Origin of the sequence: Arthrobacter sp. UYP6 (assembly GCF_040547315.1) — a bacterium.
Lineage (GTDB): Bacteria > Actinomycetota > Actinomycetes > Actinomycetales > Micrococcaceae > Arthrobacter_B.
Genome location: NZ_JBEPPM010000011.1, coordinates 118337 through 135673, shown reverse-complemented (window position 1 = coordinate 135673; position 17337 = coordinate 118337). Strand labels below are relative to the sequence as shown.

Annotated in this window: 18 protein-coding genes and 1 other RNA gene; 16 read left to right on the top strand and 3 right to left on the bottom strand. The window is 64.9% G+C overall.

Annotated elements, in window-relative coordinates:
- Positions 1-830: 830 nt before the first annotated feature.
- The 5 genes from ABIB35_RS11270 to ABIB35_RS11250 all read left to right on the top strand — a co-directional run bounded on the left by ABIB35_RS11270 (position 831) and on the right by ABIB35_RS11250 (position 7163).
- On the top strand, positions 831-1403 hold the full coding sequence (locus ABIB35_RS11270) for a GNAT family N-acetyltransferase (RefSeq protein WP_354181405.1): 573 nt from the start codon (positions 831-833) through the stop codon (positions 1401-1403).
- A 159-nt stretch (positions 1404-1562) separates the two neighbouring features.
- Positions 1563-1658: signal recognition particle sRNA small type (ffs, locus tag ABIB35_RS11265), an RNA gene on the top strand.
- A gap of 77 nt (positions 1659-1735) precedes the next feature.
- A complete protein-coding gene (locus ABIB35_RS11260; RefSeq protein ID WP_354181403.1) occupies positions 1736-4942 on the top strand; it encodes a DNA polymerase III subunit gamma and tau in 3207 nt (1068 codons plus the stop codon).
- Positions 4943-5060: 118 nt separating this feature from the next.
- Positions 5061-5657 (top strand): recombination mediator RecR, encoded by a 597-nt coding sequence (recR, locus tag ABIB35_RS11255; protein ID WP_229966657.1) that lies wholly within the window; start codon positions 5061-5063, stop codon positions 5655-5657.
- A gap of 219 nt (positions 5658-5876) precedes the next feature.
- Positions 5877-7163, top strand: coding sequence for an aspartate kinase (locus tag ABIB35_RS11250; RefSeq protein ID WP_354181400.1), 1287 nt, complete (start codon positions 5877-5879; stop codon positions 7161-7163).
- A gap of 9 nt (positions 7164-7172) precedes the next feature.
- Here the strand turns inward: ABIB35_RS11250 and ABIB35_RS11245 are convergent, their stop codons facing one another.
- Both ABIB35_RS11245 and ABIB35_RS11240 read right to left on the bottom strand, forming a co-directional pair.
- The gene (locus ABIB35_RS11245) at positions 7173-7484 is read right to left on the bottom strand and encodes a hypothetical protein (RefSeq protein ID WP_354181398.1); all 312 of its coding nucleotides are present in this window, start codon (positions 7482-7484) and stop codon (positions 7173-7175) included.
- 142 nt (positions 7485-7626) lie between these two features.
- The gene (locus ABIB35_RS11240; RefSeq protein WP_354181396.1) at positions 7627-7842 is read right to left on the bottom strand and encodes a hypothetical protein; all 216 of its coding nucleotides are present in this window, start codon (positions 7840-7842) and stop codon (positions 7627-7629) included.
- 89 nt (positions 7843-7931) lie between these two features.
- Between ABIB35_RS11240 and ABIB35_RS11235 the strand changes: the two genes are divergently transcribed.
- From ABIB35_RS11235 to ABIB35_RS11220, 4 genes are read left to right on the top strand one after another with little or no spacing between them, the layout of a single operon-like run.
- Positions 7932-8381 (top strand): MarR family winged helix-turn-helix transcriptional regulator, encoded by a 450-nt coding sequence (locus ABIB35_RS11235; RefSeq protein ID WP_354181395.1) that lies wholly within the window; start codon positions 7932-7934, stop codon positions 8379-8381.
- A 7-nt stretch (positions 8382-8388) separates the two neighbouring features.
- Positions 8389-9369, top strand: coding sequence for a 3-methyladenine DNA glycosylase (locus ABIB35_RS11230; RefSeq protein ID WP_502915774.1), 981 nt, complete (start codon positions 8389-8391; stop codon positions 9367-9369).
- On the top strand, positions 9312-9827 hold the full coding sequence (locus ABIB35_RS11225; protein ID WP_354181394.1) for an SRPBCC domain-containing protein: 516 nt from the start codon (positions 9312-9314) through the stop codon (positions 9825-9827). The genes ABIB35_RS11230 and ABIB35_RS11225 overlap by 58 nt, the downstream gene beginning before the upstream one ends.
- Positions 9828-9879: 52 nt before the next feature.
- The gene (locus tag ABIB35_RS11220; protein ID WP_354181392.1) at positions 9880-10395 is read left to right on the top strand and encodes a hypothetical protein; all 516 of its coding nucleotides are present in this window, start codon (positions 9880-9882) and stop codon (positions 10393-10395) included.
- Here the strand turns inward: ABIB35_RS11220 and ABIB35_RS11215 are convergent.
- The gene (locus ABIB35_RS11215) at positions 10392-10874 is read right to left on the bottom strand and encodes a DUF4442 domain-containing protein (RefSeq protein ID WP_354181390.1); all 483 of its coding nucleotides are present in this window, start codon (positions 10872-10874) and stop codon (positions 10392-10394) included. The genes ABIB35_RS11220 and ABIB35_RS11215 overlap by 4 nt on opposite strands.
- A 159-nt stretch (positions 10875-11033) precedes the next feature.
- Between ABIB35_RS11215 and ABIB35_RS11210 the strand changes: the two genes are divergently transcribed.
- The 7 genes from ABIB35_RS11210 to purL all read left to right on the top strand — a co-directional run bounded on the left by ABIB35_RS11210 (position 11034) and on the right by purL (position 17296).
- A complete protein-coding gene (locus ABIB35_RS11210; RefSeq protein WP_354181388.1) occupies positions 11034-11444 on the top strand; it encodes a hypothetical protein in 411 nt (136 codons plus the stop codon).
- 101 nt (positions 11445-11545) lie between these two features.
- Positions 11546-12346, top strand: coding sequence for an amino acid ABC transporter substrate-binding protein (locus tag ABIB35_RS11205; protein WP_354181386.1), 801 nt, complete (start codon positions 11546-11548; stop codon positions 12344-12346).
- A gap of 9 nt (positions 12347-12355) precedes the next feature.
- Positions 12356-13024 (top strand): amino acid ABC transporter permease, encoded by a 669-nt coding sequence (locus ABIB35_RS11200; RefSeq protein WP_354181384.1) that lies wholly within the window; start codon positions 12356-12358, stop codon positions 13022-13024.
- Positions 13011-13793 carry an amino acid ABC transporter ATP-binding protein gene (locus ABIB35_RS11195; RefSeq protein ID WP_354181382.1) on the top strand — a complete coding sequence of 261 codons (783 nt, stop codon included), beginning with the start codon at positions 13011-13013 and terminating at the stop codon, positions 13791-13793. Before ABIB35_RS11200 ends, ABIB35_RS11195 begins: the two co-directional genes overlap by 14 nt.
- A 163-nt stretch (positions 13794-13956) precedes the next feature.
- A complete protein-coding gene (gene purS, locus ABIB35_RS11190) occupies positions 13957-14211 on the top strand; it encodes a phosphoribosylformylglycinamidine synthase subunit PurS (RefSeq protein ID WP_354181380.1) in 255 nt (84 codons plus the stop codon).
- Positions 14211-14990 (top strand): phosphoribosylformylglycinamidine synthase subunit PurQ, encoded by a 780-nt coding sequence (purQ, locus tag ABIB35_RS11185; protein ID WP_502915775.1) that lies wholly within the window; start codon positions 14211-14213, stop codon positions 14988-14990. Before purS ends, purQ begins: the two co-directional genes overlap by 1 nt.
- Positions 14987-17296: a phosphoribosylformylglycinamidine synthase subunit PurL gene (purL, locus tag ABIB35_RS11180; RefSeq protein ID WP_354181378.1), complete on the top strand. Its 2310-nt coding sequence runs from the start codon at positions 14987-14989 to the stop codon at positions 17294-17296. The genes purQ and purL overlap by 4 nt, the downstream gene beginning before the upstream one ends.
- The last annotated feature ends 41 nt before the right edge of the window (positions 17297-17337 follow it).

Genomic DNA, 17337 nt, shown 5'->3' with positions numbered 1-17337 from the left:
CCATACCCACGGGGTGGGCGGTAACAGCCAGTTCAACCAATTAAAATAATTGGTATCAATAAACTTGGCACACTATTGAGTTCTCAAACAACAGATGCATCCGAAATACTCGGAAAAACAATTGAATGTCTTTCTTTTCTCTTCGCTGCAGTGTTTCTTTATTCTATTTCATCCGGACTGTTTTAGCAATTCGGGATAATTCCCGAAGCCTGCTTCTTTTTGTCCGTCCGAGCCCACGTCAAAGCCCCGGTTTTCCGTATCCGTGCTTTACGGCACAGGCGGGATCACCAGGAAGTTTTTGGTGGGGTTTGGCCGCCATGCTCGGTGAGTTTCTCAACTCCCGGCCGCGGCGACTTAGAAGACTCTACACGGGGTTGGAGGGACGCGCAAATCCGCTCCTGGACGCAGCTGGAAGGGCAATCAGGACGTGGCCATGGGGCCCGCATACGGTGGTCCCCTGACCACTATTCGTGAAGCAGGCACGGGGGACGTTCCCGGCCTCGCCCGGCTCAGAGCAGTCTGGGTGGCCGAACAGGAACGCGCACCTGTGGATGACCCAAACTTCGAGAAGCGCTATCGGGAATGGATGGACGCCAACCCTCGAAAGTTCTTTGTGGCCCATCAGGACGGCGAAGTGATCGGAATGCTCAACCTCATGGTCTTCGGGCGGAGGCCCCAAACCTGGGAAGGAAGGCGCCACGGAGCTGAGCGCCCTCAGGCTCTGACTAGGCTGGGGCAGTACAACGCGACACCGCGCGAGCTGCAGTACCTAACAGTCAAGGGAAGATCCGGCAGGCGCATGAGCCGTAAAGCGCCTGGGAAGGAACATCATGCCCCCGGTACACAACCCACCCATTGGCGGGGGTGAACTGCCCGTCCTGCGCGGCACCCGGGTAACGCTGCGCGCGTTCACGGAGGACGACGTCGGACTTGTGCAGTCCGCTTCCCTGGATCCGCTGATCCCCCTGATTGCCTCGGTGCCCGCCACATCGGGGCAGGCCGAGGCTCTGGCGTTCATTGAGCGCCAGCATCAGCGCCTCCGCAGTGGAGCGGGCTGGTCCTTCGCCATCGCCGATGCATCCACCAACACGGCCGTAGGACAGATTGGCCTGTGGCCGGGCCAATCCAACCGCCGCACCGGCAACCCCAACACCATTGGCTACTGGATGGGACCCGCGCACAGGAAGCAGGGATATGCGGGTGCAGCGCTGGGGCTGCTGACCGAGTGGGGCCTGACGGTTGCGCAGCTACCGCAGATCGACCTGTATATAGAGCCGTGGAATGAAGGCTCCTGGCGCACCGCCGAACGGGCCGGCTATAGAAGGGACGCGCTGCTGCCGTCGTGGCAGAAAGTGGGTGCGCACTGGCGGGACATGTACCGGTACCTACGGAGAGCCAGATGACTCCTCATATGGCTCCCTATATAGGCGTCCAAAATCTGCCCCCATATAGGGAGCCGCAACAGGCGTCTTCCAGCGGCATCGCCGGGGGCACAGCCGGGCCATCGAAACCCGCCGAAACCGACCCCCGCAAAAGCACTCCAAAAATCGGGTAGACTGGTTCGCGGCCCCTCATGTGGTGTCATCCTGTGAACTCCCCCAGGACCGGAAGGTAGCAAGGGTAAGCGGGCTCTGGCAGGTGCATGAGGGGTCTTTAATTTTTTCAGGATCAACAGGTTTTCCCCGCCCAGATGCCGGGATGCAAACCGTCAGTGCCAACCGATAGGGTTCTATCTGTGAGTACAGCTCTTTACCGCCGCTACCGTCCCGAGAGCTTTGCGGATGTGATCGGGCAGGAGCACGTCACGGAGCCGCTGATGGCGGCGCTCTCCAAGAACCGTGTTAATCATGCCTATCTCTTCTCCGGCCCCCGCGGCTGCGGCAAAACAACGTCCGCACGTATCCTGGCGCGCTGCCTGAACTGCGCCGAAGGCCCGACGCCGGTTCCCTGCGGCACGTGCGACAGCTGCGTTGAACTGGCCCGCAACGGCTCCGGCAGCCTGGACGTCATCGAGATTGACGCCGCCAGCCACGGCGGTGTGGACGATGCCCGCGACCTGCGCGAACGCGCCACCTTTGCCCCGGTCCGCGACCGCTACAAGATCTTTATCATTGACGAAGCCCACATGGTCACCTCAGCCGGCTTCAACGCCCTGCTGAAGATCGTTGAAGAGCCGCCGGAGCATATCAAATTCATCTTCGCCACCACGGAGCCGGACAAGGTGATTGGCACCATCCGGTCCCGTACCCACCACTATCCGTTCCGTCTGGTTCCGCCGGAACCGCTGCTGGCCTATCTGGACAAGCTCTGTGCGCAGGAAAACGTTCCGGTTGCCCCCGGCGTGCTCTCGCTGGTGATCCGCGCCGGCGCAGGTTCCGTCCGTGACTCGCTCTCCGTGCTGGACCAGTTGATGGCCGGAGCCGGGGAATCGGGCCTGGATTACGAGCTGGCCGTGAATCTGCTGGGCTACACGCCCATCTCCCTGCTCGACGACGTCGTGGACGCCTTTGCTGCCGGCGACGCCGCCACCGTCTTCCGCGCGGTGGACCGGGTCATCCAGACCGGTCAGGACCCCCGCCGGTTTGTCGAGGACCTGCTGGAACGCTTCCGCGACCTGATCATTGTCCACGCCATGCCGGAGAGCGCCGCCGCGGTGCTGCGCGGGATGCCGGAAGACCAGATCAGCCGGATGAGCACCCAGGCAACCCAGCTGGGCGGCGCCGAGCTGTCCCGGGCAGCGGACATCACTAACACGGCACTGACCGAGATGACCGGCGCCACGTCGCCGCGCCTGCATCTGGAACTGCTGTGTGCCCGGATTCTGCTGCCGGCTGCCGACCAGACTGAACGCGGCACCGCCGCCCGGGTGGACCGGATTGAACGGCGCCTGAGCTATGCCGGGGACAGCACCGAGGCCGTGGGCCGCGCCGCCGCAGCCGCGTCACCGGTGGAATCCATACCGGCTTCACGCCCGACGACGGCGGAGGAACCCGCCGTTGTGGCCGACGCACCGGCCGCGCCCAGCGTGTCCGAGCCCAGTGCTCCTCGGCCCGGCGCTTCCCAGCCGGAAGCTGCACCGGCGCCTGCTGCTGCAACCTCCGACAGCTCTCCCCTGGACTGGAGTGGAACGTGGGCCACCGCACCGGAGCCGCAGGCAGCTTCGAACGGATCCGCCGCTGCCGCACCGTCCGTCCCGGCCGACCCGGGTGCAGCTGAGGCCCCTGCCGCCGCCGCTACCCCGGCCCCGGAACGTGAGCGCCAGCCGGCAGCTTCCCGGCCGGCCGCACCGCAGATGCCCTCTGCCGCAGCTGGCTCTTCCGCTCCGGCTGCATCGACGAATACTCCGACCGCCTCCACACCGGCTGCTACCGGCGCGCCGTCAGCCGGAGCCGGGGATGCCTCCGGCGGGCAGATCGAAATGATCCGCCGGGCCTGGCCTGAAATCATGGACGCGCTCACGGGCATCCGCCGCGCCACGTGGCTCAACGTCAGTAAGAACGCCAGCCCCAAGTCCTTCGACGGACGCATCCTGGAACTGACGTTCAGCAATCAGGGTGCCGCCACCAACTTCAACCGTCCCGACCACTTGGAAAACCTGCGCAAGGCTGTCAGCCAGGTCCTGGGTGTGGACTGCCAGGTCAACGTGGTGCAGGACAGTTCGGCAGCGGGCGAGTCGGGCCCAAAAGCAGGTAGCCGGCTAATCCCGGCGCCGGCTTCCGCACAGGTCCAGGCTCCGTCCCAGCAACGCAACGCCCGTGAGGCTCCGGCAGCTTCACAGGATTCACCGTCTTCACAGGGTTCACAGGGTTCACAGGCTTCACCGTCCCCCGCTTCACAGTCCTCTCAGTCTTCGCAGCAGGTCCCGCAAACACAGCAGGCCCCGCAGGCCCCGCAGACGCCGGATTCTGCAGCTGCTCCGTCCGCTTCCCCTGCGGCACCAGCCCCTGCGGAATCAGCAGCGGCCGAACGCGTAACTGAAGCACCCCTGTCCGGGGGAAGCCGGAAGAACTCCGACCCTGCTCCGGCAGTGCGATCAGCACAACCAGCCGCTTCCACGGCTCCGGCTGCCCCGGTCACTTCCCACGGCTCAGCATCTTCGGCGCAGGCGGGCCCTGCTCACGGTGCATCAGCTGCTGTCCCCGGTCCGGCGGCAGCAGCCGCCCTGAACCGTCGCCGCGGTCAAAGCCCCCAGCAGGGATCGGGCCAGCAGTCCTCGTCCTCTTCCCGGTTCCAGGCCCGCGGCAGCCGAAATACTACTCCCGCCGAGCCGGGGCCGCTGCCTGACGACTGGCAGCAGGAGCCGCCGGAGGATCCGTATGCCGGCGGCCCGGAAAGCAACGCCTGGGAACAGGCCGAGCCCCCGGTGGATGTGTACTCAGCCGGCAATTTGTCCGACAGCGAATGGGCTGCCACCAACTGGGCGGGCAACGGCTCTTCGCCCGTCCGGACGGCCGGCTCCGGACTAGGTAACGCGGGCAACGCAACCACTGGGAATGCATCCACAGGGAACAACCCCGCACCGCGGGCCGCGGGAGCGCCGCAGGCCGGAGCGCAGCAGGCTCCCCAGCCAGCCCAGTCCCAGGCACCGGCTGCGCAGGCACCCTCCGTCTCTGCGGCGTCGTCGGCCGTTGCCGCGCCGTCGCGTCCGCAGGCACAGCCAGCGGCAACCCAGGCTCCGGCGCCCCAGGCCACCGCACCGGGCACCGGCAACGGCCCCACCGACGGACGGCCGTTGAGCCGCTACCAAAAGCTCCTCAACGAAGCTGCGCCCCGCGGCGGCTCGGCAAACCCCTCCGCGGGGCGCAGCAAAGTAAACTTGGTGGAAGACATTCCCAGTGCCGATGACATCCGGCTCGAAGATTCCGGGCTGGTGGGCAGGAAAGCCATCGAGCGGATTCTTGGCGGCCGTCTGATTGAGGAACGCAGCGTCGACGGACGCTAATCCAGCCGTCGCCGTCGGCCCCTGATGACACGATTTCGCCGGCCGGCGGCTCCGGAAGGCACCAGCAGCACCAGCGCGGCTCAGCGGCCGGGCACATCCATCCAGCAGAGAAGGTCACGTGTACGAAGGCGCAGTTCAGGAACTGATTGATGAGCTGGGACGGCTTCCGGGGATTGGCCCCAAGTCCGCCCAGCGCATTGCCTTCCACATTTTGGAGGCCGATCCCGACGATATGAGGAAGCTGGCATCCTCGATCGTTACGGTGAAGGACAAGGTGAAGTTCTGCAGCATCTGCGGCAACGTCACCGAGCAGGAAACCTGCACTATCTGCCGTGATACGCGCCGGGATCCCACCATGATCTGCGTGGTCGAAGAATCCAAGGACGTGATTGCGGTGGAGCGCACCCGGTCCTTCCGCGGCCGGTACCACGTCCTCGGCGGCGCCATTAATCCCATTGCCGGGATTGGCCCGGACCAGCTGCGCATCCGGGAACTGCTCAGCCGGCTCTCGGACGAGCAGATCTCGGAAATCATCATCGCCACGGACCCCAATCTTGAAGGTGAAGCCACCGCCACCTACCTGTCGCGGATGCTTAAGACCCTGGGCATCAACGTGACCCGGCTGGCGTCCGGCCTGCCCGTGGGCGGAGATCTGGAATATGCCGATGAGATTACACTGGGCCGGGCGTTCGAGGGCCGACGGAGCATGTCCTAGCCGCAGGCCCCCGCAACCTGGACAGACTCGCCCGAATGTGACGTTAAGTGCATATGTCGCTTCTATTTCGGAGCGTTCCGGCCACAACGATAGACTTTTGACGATTGGCCACAGTCTTCGTGGTCCGGCTTCCCTGGACTGCCGGGGATGACATCAGATGCACAGCGCCGAGGACGTCGCCGGGCAGCAAACCGGAAGTGATTCAGAGAGCGTGTACGCATGAGCCTGATTGTTCAGAAATTCGGCGGTTCCTCCGTGTCGGACGCCGAAGGAATCAAGCGCGTCGCCAAGCGGGTGGTGGATACTCACGCCGCCGGCAATGAGGTGGTGGTGGTGGTTTCCGCCATGGGCGACAGCACCGATGAGCTGCTGGATCTTGCCGGCCAGATCACCACCGGCGGAAATGCCCGCGAAATGGACATGCTCCTGAGCGCCGGCGAACGCATTTCCATGGCACTGCTGGCCATGGCCATCAATGAACGCGGCGGGTCCGCCCAGTCCTTCACCGGCAGCCAGGCCGGAATGATCACCGATGCCATCCACGGCAAGGCGCGCATCATCGATGTTTCACCGCACCGGATCAAGACGGCAATAGAAAAGGGCGACGTCGCGATCGTCGCCGGCTTCCAGGGCATGAGCCGGGACAGCCACGACATCACCACGCTGGGCCGCGGCGGTTCGGACACCACCGCCGTCGCGCTGGCCGCTGCGCTGGGCGCCGATGTCTGCGAGATTTACACCGATGTGGACGGCATCTATACCGCCGATCCCCGCGTGGCACCGTCCGCGCAGAAGATCGACAAGATCTCCAGCGAGGAAATGCTGGAGATGGCCGCCTCCGGCGCCAAAATTCTTCATCTGCGCTGTGTGGAGTACGCCCGCCGCTTCGGCGTCCCGCTGCACGTGCGGTCCTCCTTTAGCCAGAATGAGGGGACCTGGGTCCTGCCCAGCCCCGATGACAAGATCAAGATTCAAGAGGGAGAGCCCTTGGAACAGCCCATCATTTCCGGCGTTGCACATGACCGCTCCGAGGCCAAGGTCACGGTGATAGGCGTTCCGGATATTCCCGGCAAGGCCGCGGAGATCTTCGGCATCGTGGCCGGCGCCAACTCCAACATCGACATGATTGTCCAGAACGTCTCCACCCAAGGTTCGGGGAAAACGGACATTTCCTTCACGCTGCCCATCATTGACGGCAAGGACGCCATTGACGCGCTCAACGCCGCCAAGGCTGAGGTGGGCTTTGACAGCATCGACTACGACGAGCAAATCGGCAAGCTCTCGCTGATCGGCGCCGGCATGCGGTCCAACCCGGGCGTCTCGCACCGTTTCTTTGAAGCCCTGCACCACGCCGGCGTGAACATCGACATGATTTCCACGTCCGAAATCCGCATCTCCGTGGTCACCGACGCCAAACTGCTGGACACTGCGGTTCGTGCCGTCCATGCCGCCTTTGGGCTCGACGGCGACGATGAGGCTACGATCTACGGCGGCACCGGGCGGTAGTCCCGTCTGCTAGGCGTCCGGCGGTAGCGGCGGGCGAGCCGCGTAGTACCGGTACATCAGGAGCGGTCCCGGCGGATCGGGTTCGTCGGGAGGCAGGATCCGGACGGCGTAATGCCTGCCCGTGGCATCGGTCAGCACCCGGATTGACCTCAGCTGTTCATCTATCTCATCTTCCAGCCCGTCATGCAGGTGCTGCACCGGCTGGGTGACCCGGTCACGTTCGGCGTCTCCGTAGAACACGGATGCCAGGTGGGCGAGCCTGCCCAACGGGCCCGCACCGTGGGAGGCGGGCATCGGCCGGGGAGGGATTTCATCGCTCATGGAAAAATCCTTGTGCGGTTGGGGCCGGGAATCCGTCAGGGCGCTCAGGGCGCCCGGGTTCCGGGATTAATCAACCGTACGCGCCGCCGGCCCTCCTGCGGGCGGAATACGCAAATATTTTCGCCGACTACTCGACGCAGTGCTACTCCGGCTTGCGCGAAACGATATAGCTGCTGCCGTCCGCCCGCGTAACGGTTTCCCACTGCGCTTTTTCCTGCGCCTGCTGCTCCTTGAGCAGCCGCTGGTTTTCGTCGGTCATGGGATGGTCCAGGGAACTTCTCTGGGCCGGACCGAAAATCATCCGAACCTTGCCCGTGGTCCGCATAAATTTCGAGGTGAAGCTTTCCTTGTCCGCCATCTCCTGAACCTTTCCGTAGCGTCGTAGCCTGATGCCCATAGTACGCTAATCATTAGTGCACTAACGGTTTCGAGAAGAGGACTGGATTTATGGGATCCGCAGACGATGACCTCCTGCTGGAGCACCAGCTCTGCTTTGCCCTGTCCGTGGCCTCCCGCAGCGTGGTGGGCGCCTACAAGCCGGTGCTGGAAAAGCTGGGGCTGACCCACCCGCAGTACCTGGTGATGCTTGCCCTCTGGGAACAAAGCCCGCGCACCGTCCGTGGCCTCGGCGTTGCCCTGGCGATGGAGCCCGCCACGCTTTCCCCCATGCTCAAGCGCCTGGAGGCCGCCGGACTCGTCTCCCGGAACCGTGCACCCGGGGATGACCGCTCCCTGGCCGTGGACCTGACGGAGTCCGGCCGGGCACTGCGCCGGGACGCCGCTGAGGTGCCGGGGATCATGATGGACCGGCTGGATCTGAGCCGGGACCAGGTCCAGGAGCTGAATGAGGCCATGCGGAAGCTGATCAGTGCCGCACAAGCGGTGGCGGCGGGATAATGGCTACGTGACTTCTTCCGCCTTTTCCGCTGTCCTGACCGAGGACCAGTGGCTGCCCCTGTCCCGGCAGCACGGTGAGCGCGTCCAGCCGTTTATCCAGGGGTTTCTCGAACGCAGGTCGGCCGGGCGGAAGCATCCGGTGGAGGATTTCCTTTTCACCTACTATTCCCAGAAGCCCGGCCAGCTGCTGCGCTGGCACCCGGGAGCCGGCGTCGTTCTGGCCGGCGCTGCAGCCGGCGAGCGCAGGGACTGGAAGTTCTACCGCCCCCTCAGCGAACCGGAGCTGGCAGCGGCGGGACTCGACATCGGCACGACGGCGGTTACGGTGGACGTCTCGGCGTTCGCAGCGGCGCGCGGCGAAACCGTGGCCTTCACCGCCATGCTGCTTTCCCGTACGGCGGCCCGGAAGCCGACCCTGGGCTGCTTTGGCATGCATGAGTGGGCGATGGCCTATAAATCGGACACCAACGGCATCCGCCACGAATATCTGCAGCTGCGCCTGGGTGCACAGGGAACCGACGAGCTGGTGGAGCGCAGCAAGATCCGCTGCACCCACTTTGATGCGTTCCGTTTCTATGCGCCGCAGGCCACACCCCTGAACGAGCTCCAGCCCACCCGCGAGAACCAGCCAGATCTGGAACAGCCGGGGTGCCTGCACGCCAACATGGACCTGTACAAGTGGACCTACAAGCTGGTGCCGCTGCTGCCCAGCGAACTGGTGATGGACTGCTTTGAACTGTCCTGGCGTATCCGGACCATGGATATGCGCGCCTCCCCCTATGACCTGCAGGATTGGGGCTATTCCCCGATTCCGGTGGAGACACCAGCGGGCAGGAGTGAGTATGCTGCTGCCCAGCGGCAGTTCAGCGAAGAGTCGCAACAGCTGCGGGCCCGCATCCTTGGCCTGCTGGACCCCCTTCAGGAGCAGCTATGGAGCCAGAACCCACCGGCCGGATCATCCGCACCGGTCCCGAATCCTACGATCTGAGACTTATCCGCAGGTTTGCCGAACCACCGGCCGCGCTCTGGTCCGGCTTTACCGATCCCGACCAGGCGGCTTCATGGTTTGGCCGCTGGGAGGGTGCGCCCTCCCGGGGCGAAAGCGTGGACCTGCAGATGCTCTATGAGGACGGGCTGCCCTGGAGCCGGCTGCAGGTGTCCGAGTGCACAGCGCCGGAACTGCTTCGCCTGCTGGTTCAGGACGAGTTTGGCAGCTGGGATCTGGAGATCCGGCTTCAGGGGAGCCCCGGAGGCACCCGACTGGAGTTCATTCACCATCTGGAGGATCTGCTGGCCGCCGAGAGTGTGGGCCCCGGCTGGGAATACTATCTGGATCGGCTTGCGGCTGTCCGCGGCGGCGGCACGGTCCCTGAGTTTGAGGACTATTACCCCGGGCAGGGCCCGTACTTCCTTGCGCAGGCGCGGGCGGCAGCTGACGCGGACTAAACCGGCGAAGGAATTGGCTAGGCTGGGGCCAGCCTACCCGGAGGTCTCACTCATGTTCCGTCCGCTCCAAGGACTGCTGGTCCTCACCGTTGCCGCCCTTACCCTCTCCGCGTGCGGCGACTCCGCCGGCGCACCCTCGGCTGAGTCGCCCTCTCCGTCTGCGCCGTCATCGACAGCTCCGTCAACGTCTCCGTCCGCGACGGGGACCGCAGCGCCGGACACAGCGGCCGCGGACACTTCGCTGAGCATCGAATACCGCGAAGACGGCGAGACCCCGAGCGCCACCTGGACCCTGCAGTGCGACGGCGCCGCCCCCGTGGGGGCCTCGGACGCACCGGATCCGGCCGCCGCCTGTGCCGTGCTGGCCGAGCAGGGAACCGCGTTGTTCGCTGCCCCGGACCCGAACCTGATGTGTACCCAGGACATTAAAGGGATGCAGCGCGCCTCCGTCACCGGCACCGTGAACGGCGAAGCCGTGGATCAGACGTTCTCGCTCCGGGACGGCTGCCAGATCGGCCGCTGGGAGAGCCTTACCGCCCTGCTGGGACCGGCCGGCGGAACCCTTTAGGAAACCGGAACCGGCGCCTTTTCGCGCTTGCGACGGACGTACACCTGCTTGCGCACCCGAGCCACCACGTCGCCGTCGGCGTCCACGATGTCCACGGAAAACCACTCCAGGACCTTGTCGCCGCCGGCAGCCAGCTTCCGGAGGCGCTCCACCTCAGCCGGCGTGAGAACAAAGCGCGCCGTCACGACGCCGCGCCCCGGCTTGATGAAGTCAACTTCCGCCGCGCGGTCCCACACCACGTGGTCTCCGCCCAGGTGGCGCAGCAGCAGCATCATCCAGAACGGATCCGTCATGGCAAAAAGCGAGCCGCCAAAATGCACCGCTGCCACGTTGCGGTTCCACCAATGCAGCCTCAGCCGCACCTCGGCGGACAGAAAGTCAGCCCCCAGGTGCGTGATGTGGATGCCGGAAAAGGCAAAGGGCGGCCAAAGGTTCATGTACCGGCGGACCAGGGCCGGCTTTGCAGTAAGGGCTTTCACGCCCTCACTCTAGCGGGCTGTGACGCGCGCCCCTTTGCCGGGAGGACAGCCGCCGGGACTTGGTGCTGAGCGTTCCCGAACGTAAACTGACTAAGCATGCTTAGTATCCGTTCTGGGCGATGGAGTATTCCGTCTGGACCTCAACTGGAGGCACAAAAATTGTCAACGCAAGCGAGACCCGAAGGTGCAGCAGAACCGGCACCGGAACCCTACGTCCCGTGGTGCACCCACTGCGGGACGGAGGAGTACCTCATCATTGAATCCGTGGAACCGGCCGTGGGCGAGGACGCCGCGGAGTTCCTGGAAATCAGCTACACCTGCTCGGAGTGCGACCGGTTTTACGGGCACCCGGTCCGCCATTCGTCCGTGTGGGCGCGTTGCCTGAACGCGGACAGCTCGGATGCCGAGTATCTGCACTGCGGAGAGCCGATGCAGCCCCGGGACACCTCGACGGTGTCGATTTTTGAGCCCGTTTTTACCAACCCGGATGGCGCTTCCGTTCCTGAAGTCCAGCTCGACACCACAGTGCTGCGGTGCCGCTGCGGTTTCCAGATCAGCGTTCCCGCCTGACGGAACCGCCGGCGATCCGCCGGCGCTCCGCCCCCGGCGCAGTGGGCCGTGTGCAGTTCCGCCGGCGGTGCGTATCGTGAAACGCAAACCCTAGGAGACACATGCGCATCCACAAGACTGTGGCGGCACTGGCTCTGGCCGCTGCATCACTGACCCTCGCAGCCTGCGGCTCGGGCAGCGCAGGAACCGCGGCAGGAAACCAGCTTGATGGCATCCGGGAGGCTGGCACCATTGTGGTTGGCACCGAGGGCACCTACCGCCCGTTCAGCTTCCATGAAGGCGGCACCGGGAACCTGACCGGCTACGACGTCGAAATCACTGAGGCGGTTGCAGAAAAGCTCGGAGTGGAAGTGGAGTTCGCAGAGACCGCGTGGGACGCTCTCTTCGCAGGACTCGACGCCGGCCGGTTCGCCATGGTGGCCAACCAGGTGTCCATCAGCCCCGAACGCGAGGATGCATACGAGTTCTCGGAACCGTATACCGTCAGCCCCGGCGTGCTGGTGGTGCGCGCGGATGAGACCTCCATTAGCTCCTTCGCTGATCTTGAGGGCAAAACCACAGCCCAGTCACTGACGAGCAACTGGTACGAACTTGCGCTGGAGAACGGCGCCAAGGTTGAAGCGGTGGAAGGCTGGGCCCAGGCGGTGGCACTGCTGGGGCAGAAACGCGTTGATTCGACCATCAATGACCGGCTGACCTACCTCGATTACATGCTGCAGACGCCGGATGCCCCGATTAAGGTTGCCGCGGAAACCGATGACTCGGCACTTTCGGCCTTTGCCATCGCGAAAGGCAACACGGAGCTGCGCGATGCCGTCAACGGAGCCCTTGACGAGCTGCGGGCGGACGGCACGCTCGCCAGAATCTCCGAAAAATACTTCGGCGAAGACGTCTCACAGTAAGGGCCCGCTATGGATCAGTCGACGTGGGACCTCATCCTGCAATCATTTCCAGCACTCCTGAGCGGTGCCATCAAGGGCACCATCCCTCTTGCACTCGTGTCGTTCGTGGTGGGACTTGCCATCGCGCTGGGCGTCGCGCTTCTGCGGCTGTCCAAGGTGCGAATCCTGTCCGCCGCAGCGCGCGTCTACGTCTCGATCATTCGAGGCACTCCCCTGCTGGTGCAGCTCTTCATCATTTTCTACGGCCTGCCCTCCATTGGCATCCTTGTTCCCGCCTGGCCCAGCGCGGCCATTGCCTTCTCCCTGAACGTGGGCGGCTACGCCGCCGAGGTGATCCGGGCCGCGATCCTCTCGGTGCCGCGCGGGCAGTGGGAGGCGGCGTACACCATCCGGATGTCACCGGCGCAGACCCTTATCCGCGTCATCCTGCCCCAGGCGGCCCGGGTGGCCGTGCCGCCGCTCTCCAACACGTTCATCAGCCTGGTGAAGGACACCTCGCTGGCCTCGGTTATCACCGTCACCGAGATGTTCCGCCGGGCACAGGAAATTGCCGCCTTCAGCCGGGAATTCATGGCCATCTACATCGAGGCCGCCTTCATCTACTGGATCATCTGCCTTGCACTGTCAACCGGGCAGTCGGCACTGGAGAGGAGACTTGACCGCCATGTCGCCAACTGAAAACGCCGGGGATTCCGAAGCCGCCGTCCTGGACGCCCGGGACCTGCACAAGCGCTTCGGCGACGTGGAGGTCCTCAAGGGCATTGACCTGGATATCCGACGGGGCCAGGTGGTTGCCCTCATTGGGCCCAGCGGTTCGGGAAAAACCACTGTGCTGCGCTGCCTGAACGGACTTGAGGTTCCGGACTCGGGCACGGTGCGCTTCGGCGACGGCAGCCCGGTGGATTTCGGGGCCAAGCCGTCACGCTCAGTGGTGTCCGGACTGCGCGAGCACAGCGCCATGGTGTTCCAGCACTACAACCTGTTTCCACACCGGACGGTGCTCGAAAACGTCATCGAGGGGCCGGTACGGGTGCAGCGGCGGCCCAAAGCGGAGGCCACGACTGACGCACTGGCCCTGCTCGAACGCGTGGGACTCGCAGACAAGAGCGGCTCCCACCCCTCTGAGCTCTCAGGCGGGCAGCAGCAGCGGGTAGGCATTGTGCGCGCGCTTGCCCTCAAGCCGCGGCTGCTGCTCTTCGACGAACCCACCTCGGCGCTCGATCCGGAACTCGTGGGTGAAGTCCTTGAAGCCATTCGAGAGCTGGCCGCGGAAGGCTGGACCATGCTGCTTGTTACGCATGAGCTCCGCTTCGCACGGGATGTCGCGGACCGCGTCGTCTTCATGGACGGCGGCGTTGTGGTCGAGGAAGGGCCGCCCTCAGAGGTGCTCGTTGCGCCGCGCCAGGAGCGCACCCGCCAATTCGTGCAGCGCCTGCTCGCCCACTAAACGGATTCGGGCCGCCCCGGGCTGTTCCGGGGCCGGCGGCGACACGAAAGGACGGGCACGGAAAACGCCGCTAGACTGGACAGTGCAAGCTCGCGGAGCGCTGAATCAGCGTGAGACGGCAGGGTCCGCGGCCACCCATTTTTCTCTCACAGGAGTTGCCCGGATGCCCCGGATCGTTGTTGACGTTATGCCCAAACCCGAAATCCTCGATCCGCAGGGCAAGGCCATTGCCGGCGCCCTGCCGCGGTTGGGCCTGACCGGTTTCACCGGGGTCCGCCAGGGCAAGCGCTTTGAGCTGACCGTAGACGGAGACGTAACTGAAGAAATCCTCGAACAGGCCCGCACGGCAGCCGCCACGCTGCTGTCCAACCCGGTCATCGAGGACGTCACCCGCGTTGAAGTAATCCCGGAGGCCTGATTTTGAGCACTCCCCTGATTGGCGACTTCTCCGTCGCCCCCGACAACGATGCCCTGCGGGCACTCCGGATCGGCATTGTCACCTTCCCCGGCACCCTCGACGACCGGGACGCCGCCCGTGCGGTCACGCTCGCCGGCGGCACCGCCGTCGGCCTCTGGCACAACGAAGCGAACCTGCAAAGCGTGGACGCCGTCATCATTCCCGGCGGTTTCTCCTACGGCGATTACCTGCGTGCCGGCGCCATTGCCCGGTTTGCGCCGCTGATGGAAAAGGTGGTGGACGCTTCCAAGGGCGGCATGCCCGTGCTGGGCATCTGCAACGGCTTTCAGATCCTCACCGAGGCGCATCTGCTGCCCGGTTCGATGATCAAAAACGACCACCTGAAGTTCATGTGCCGCGACCAGCTGCTGCGCGTGGAGAACAACTCCACCGCCTGGACCGCCGGCTACGAGAAGAACTCCGGCATGGTCATTCCGCTGAAAAACCAGGACGGCCAGTACGTTGCGGACGAAAAGACCCTGGACGAGCTGGAGGGCGAAGGCCGCGTGGTGTTCCGCTACGACGGTTTCAACCCCAACGGCTCACGCCGCGACATTGCCGGCATCACCAACGCCGCCGGAAACGTCGTCGGGCTTATGCCGCACCCCGAACACGCAGTGGAGGCCGGTTTCGGCCCGGATTCCTCCGCCTACGGCGAGGTCGGGCTGGGCTACGGCACCGACGGCCTGGGCATCTTCACCTCAGTACTCACCTCGCTTGTTGCCGGAGGCAAATCATGACAGTTTCCGCAGACTCCACCACCGGAGCGAAGAAATTCCGCATCGACACGGTGGAGCACGCCGCCGCCACGCCGGAAACCGACCTCCCCTGGGCCGAACTGGGCCTGAAGGAAGACGAGTTTAACCGCGTCGTGGAGATCCTGGGCCGCCGCCCCACCGCAGCGGAACTGGCCATGTACTCGGTCATGTGGTCCGAGCACTGCTCCTACAAGTCCTCCAAGGTGCACCTGTCGCAATTCGGCGAAAAGGTCACCGAGAAGATGAAGGAACACCTGCTGGTGGGCATCGGCGAGAACGCCGGCGTGGTGGACATCGGTGACGGCTGGGCCGTGACCTTCAAGGTGGAATCCCACAACCACCCCTCGTTCGTGGAGCCCTACCAGGGTGCGGCGACCGGCGTCGGCGGCATTGTCCGCGACATCATTTCCATGGGCGCCCGCCCCGTTGCCGTGATGGACCCGCTGCGCTTCGGCGCCATCGACCACCCGGACACCGCACGCCTGGTGCACGGCATCGTTTCCGGCATCGGCGGCTACGGCAACTCGCTGGGCCTGCCGAACATCGGCGGCGAAGTGGTCTTTGACTCCGTGTACCAGGGCAACCCGCTGGTCAATGCACTGGCTGTGGGTGTGATGCGCCACGAGGACATCCGCCTGGCCAACGCTTCCGGCGTGGGCAACAAGGTGGTGCTGTTCGGTGCGCGCACCGGCGGCGACGGTATTGGTGGAGCGTCAGTGCTGGCCTCGGAATCCTTTGACGCCACCAAGCCCTCCAAGCGCCCCGCCGTCCAGGTGGGCGATCCGTTCGCCGAAAAGGTGCTCATCGAGTGCTGCCTGGAACTGTTCAAGGCCTCCGTGGTGGAGGGCATCCAGGACCTGGGCGCGGCCGGCATTTCCTGCGCGACGAGCGAGCTTGCCTCCAACGGCGACGGCGGGATGCACGTGGAGCTGACCAAGGTGCTGCTGCGCGATCCCACCCTGACCCCGGGCGAAATCCTGATGTCGGAGTCCCAGGAACGCATGATGGCCGTGGTGACGCCGGAGAACGTCGAGGCGTTCGAAGCGATCATGGACAAGTGGAACGTGGAGTACTCCTGGCTTGGCGAGGTCACCGGCACCGGCCGGCTGATCATCGACTGGGACGGCGAAACCATTGTTGACGTTGATCCCAAGACCGTGGCGCACGAGGGTCCGGTCTACCACCGCCCCTTCCACCGCCCCGAGTGGCAGGACACGGTTCAGGCGGATGCCTTCGCCGGCACCCGGCCGTTCGGCGCCGAAGCGATCAAGACCTCCATCCTGGAACTGATGGCCTCCCCGAACATGTGCGACAAGTCCTGGGTCACCAACCAGTTTGACCGCTATGTGCAGGGCAACACGGCGCTGGCCATGCCCGACGACGCCGGCGTCATCCGCGTGGATGAAACCACCGGTCTGGGCGTGGCCATCTCCACCGATGCCAACGGCCGCTACACCTACCTGAACCCGTACGAGGGGGCGCGGCTGGCCCTGGCCGAGTCCTACCGCAACGTGGCCACCTCGGGCGCCACCCCGCTGGCGGTCACCGACTGCCTGAACTTCGGCTCCCCGGAGGACCCCGAGGTCATGTGGCAGTTCGCCGAGGCCGTCCGCGGACTGGCCGACGGCTGCCAGGAACTGGGCATTCCGGTCACCGGCGGCAACGTCTCGCTCTACAACCAGACCGGCGGCGTCGCCATCCATCCCACCCCGGTGGTGGGAGTACTGGGCGTGTTCGACGACGTTGCCCGCCGCACGCCGTCGGGCTGGCGTGAGGACGGCCAGGCGATCTACCTGATGGGTGTCACGAAGGACGAGCTGGACGGCTCCGAATTCGCCAACCTGCACGGCCACCTGGGCGGGCAGCCGCCCGTGGTGGACCTGCAGACGGAGAAGCTGCTGGGCGAGCTGCTGGTCAATGCCTCCCGCGACGGCATGATCGACGCCGCGCATGACCTCTCCGAGGGCGGTCTTGCCGCGGCCCTGTCCGAAATGGCGCTGCGCTTCGGTGTCGGTGCCCGGATTGGCCTGGACGAGGCCTGCGAGCGCGACGGCGTGGACCTGTTCACCATGCTGTTCTCCGAATCCCAGTCGCGTGCCGTGGTCTCCGTGGCCCGCAGCGAAGAGGTCCGGTTCAAGGACATGTGCGGCGCCCGCGGTTACGCTCACATGCGCATTGGCGTGGTGGACACCGAGATTGGCGCACTGGACTTCCAGGGCCACTTTGTCCTGCCGCTGTCCGAGCTCAAGGTTGCCCACGAGGGGACCCTGCCGAAGCATTTCGGCTAACCTCCCTTCTCCCTCCCATCGATATACCAGTAGGTGCTCGT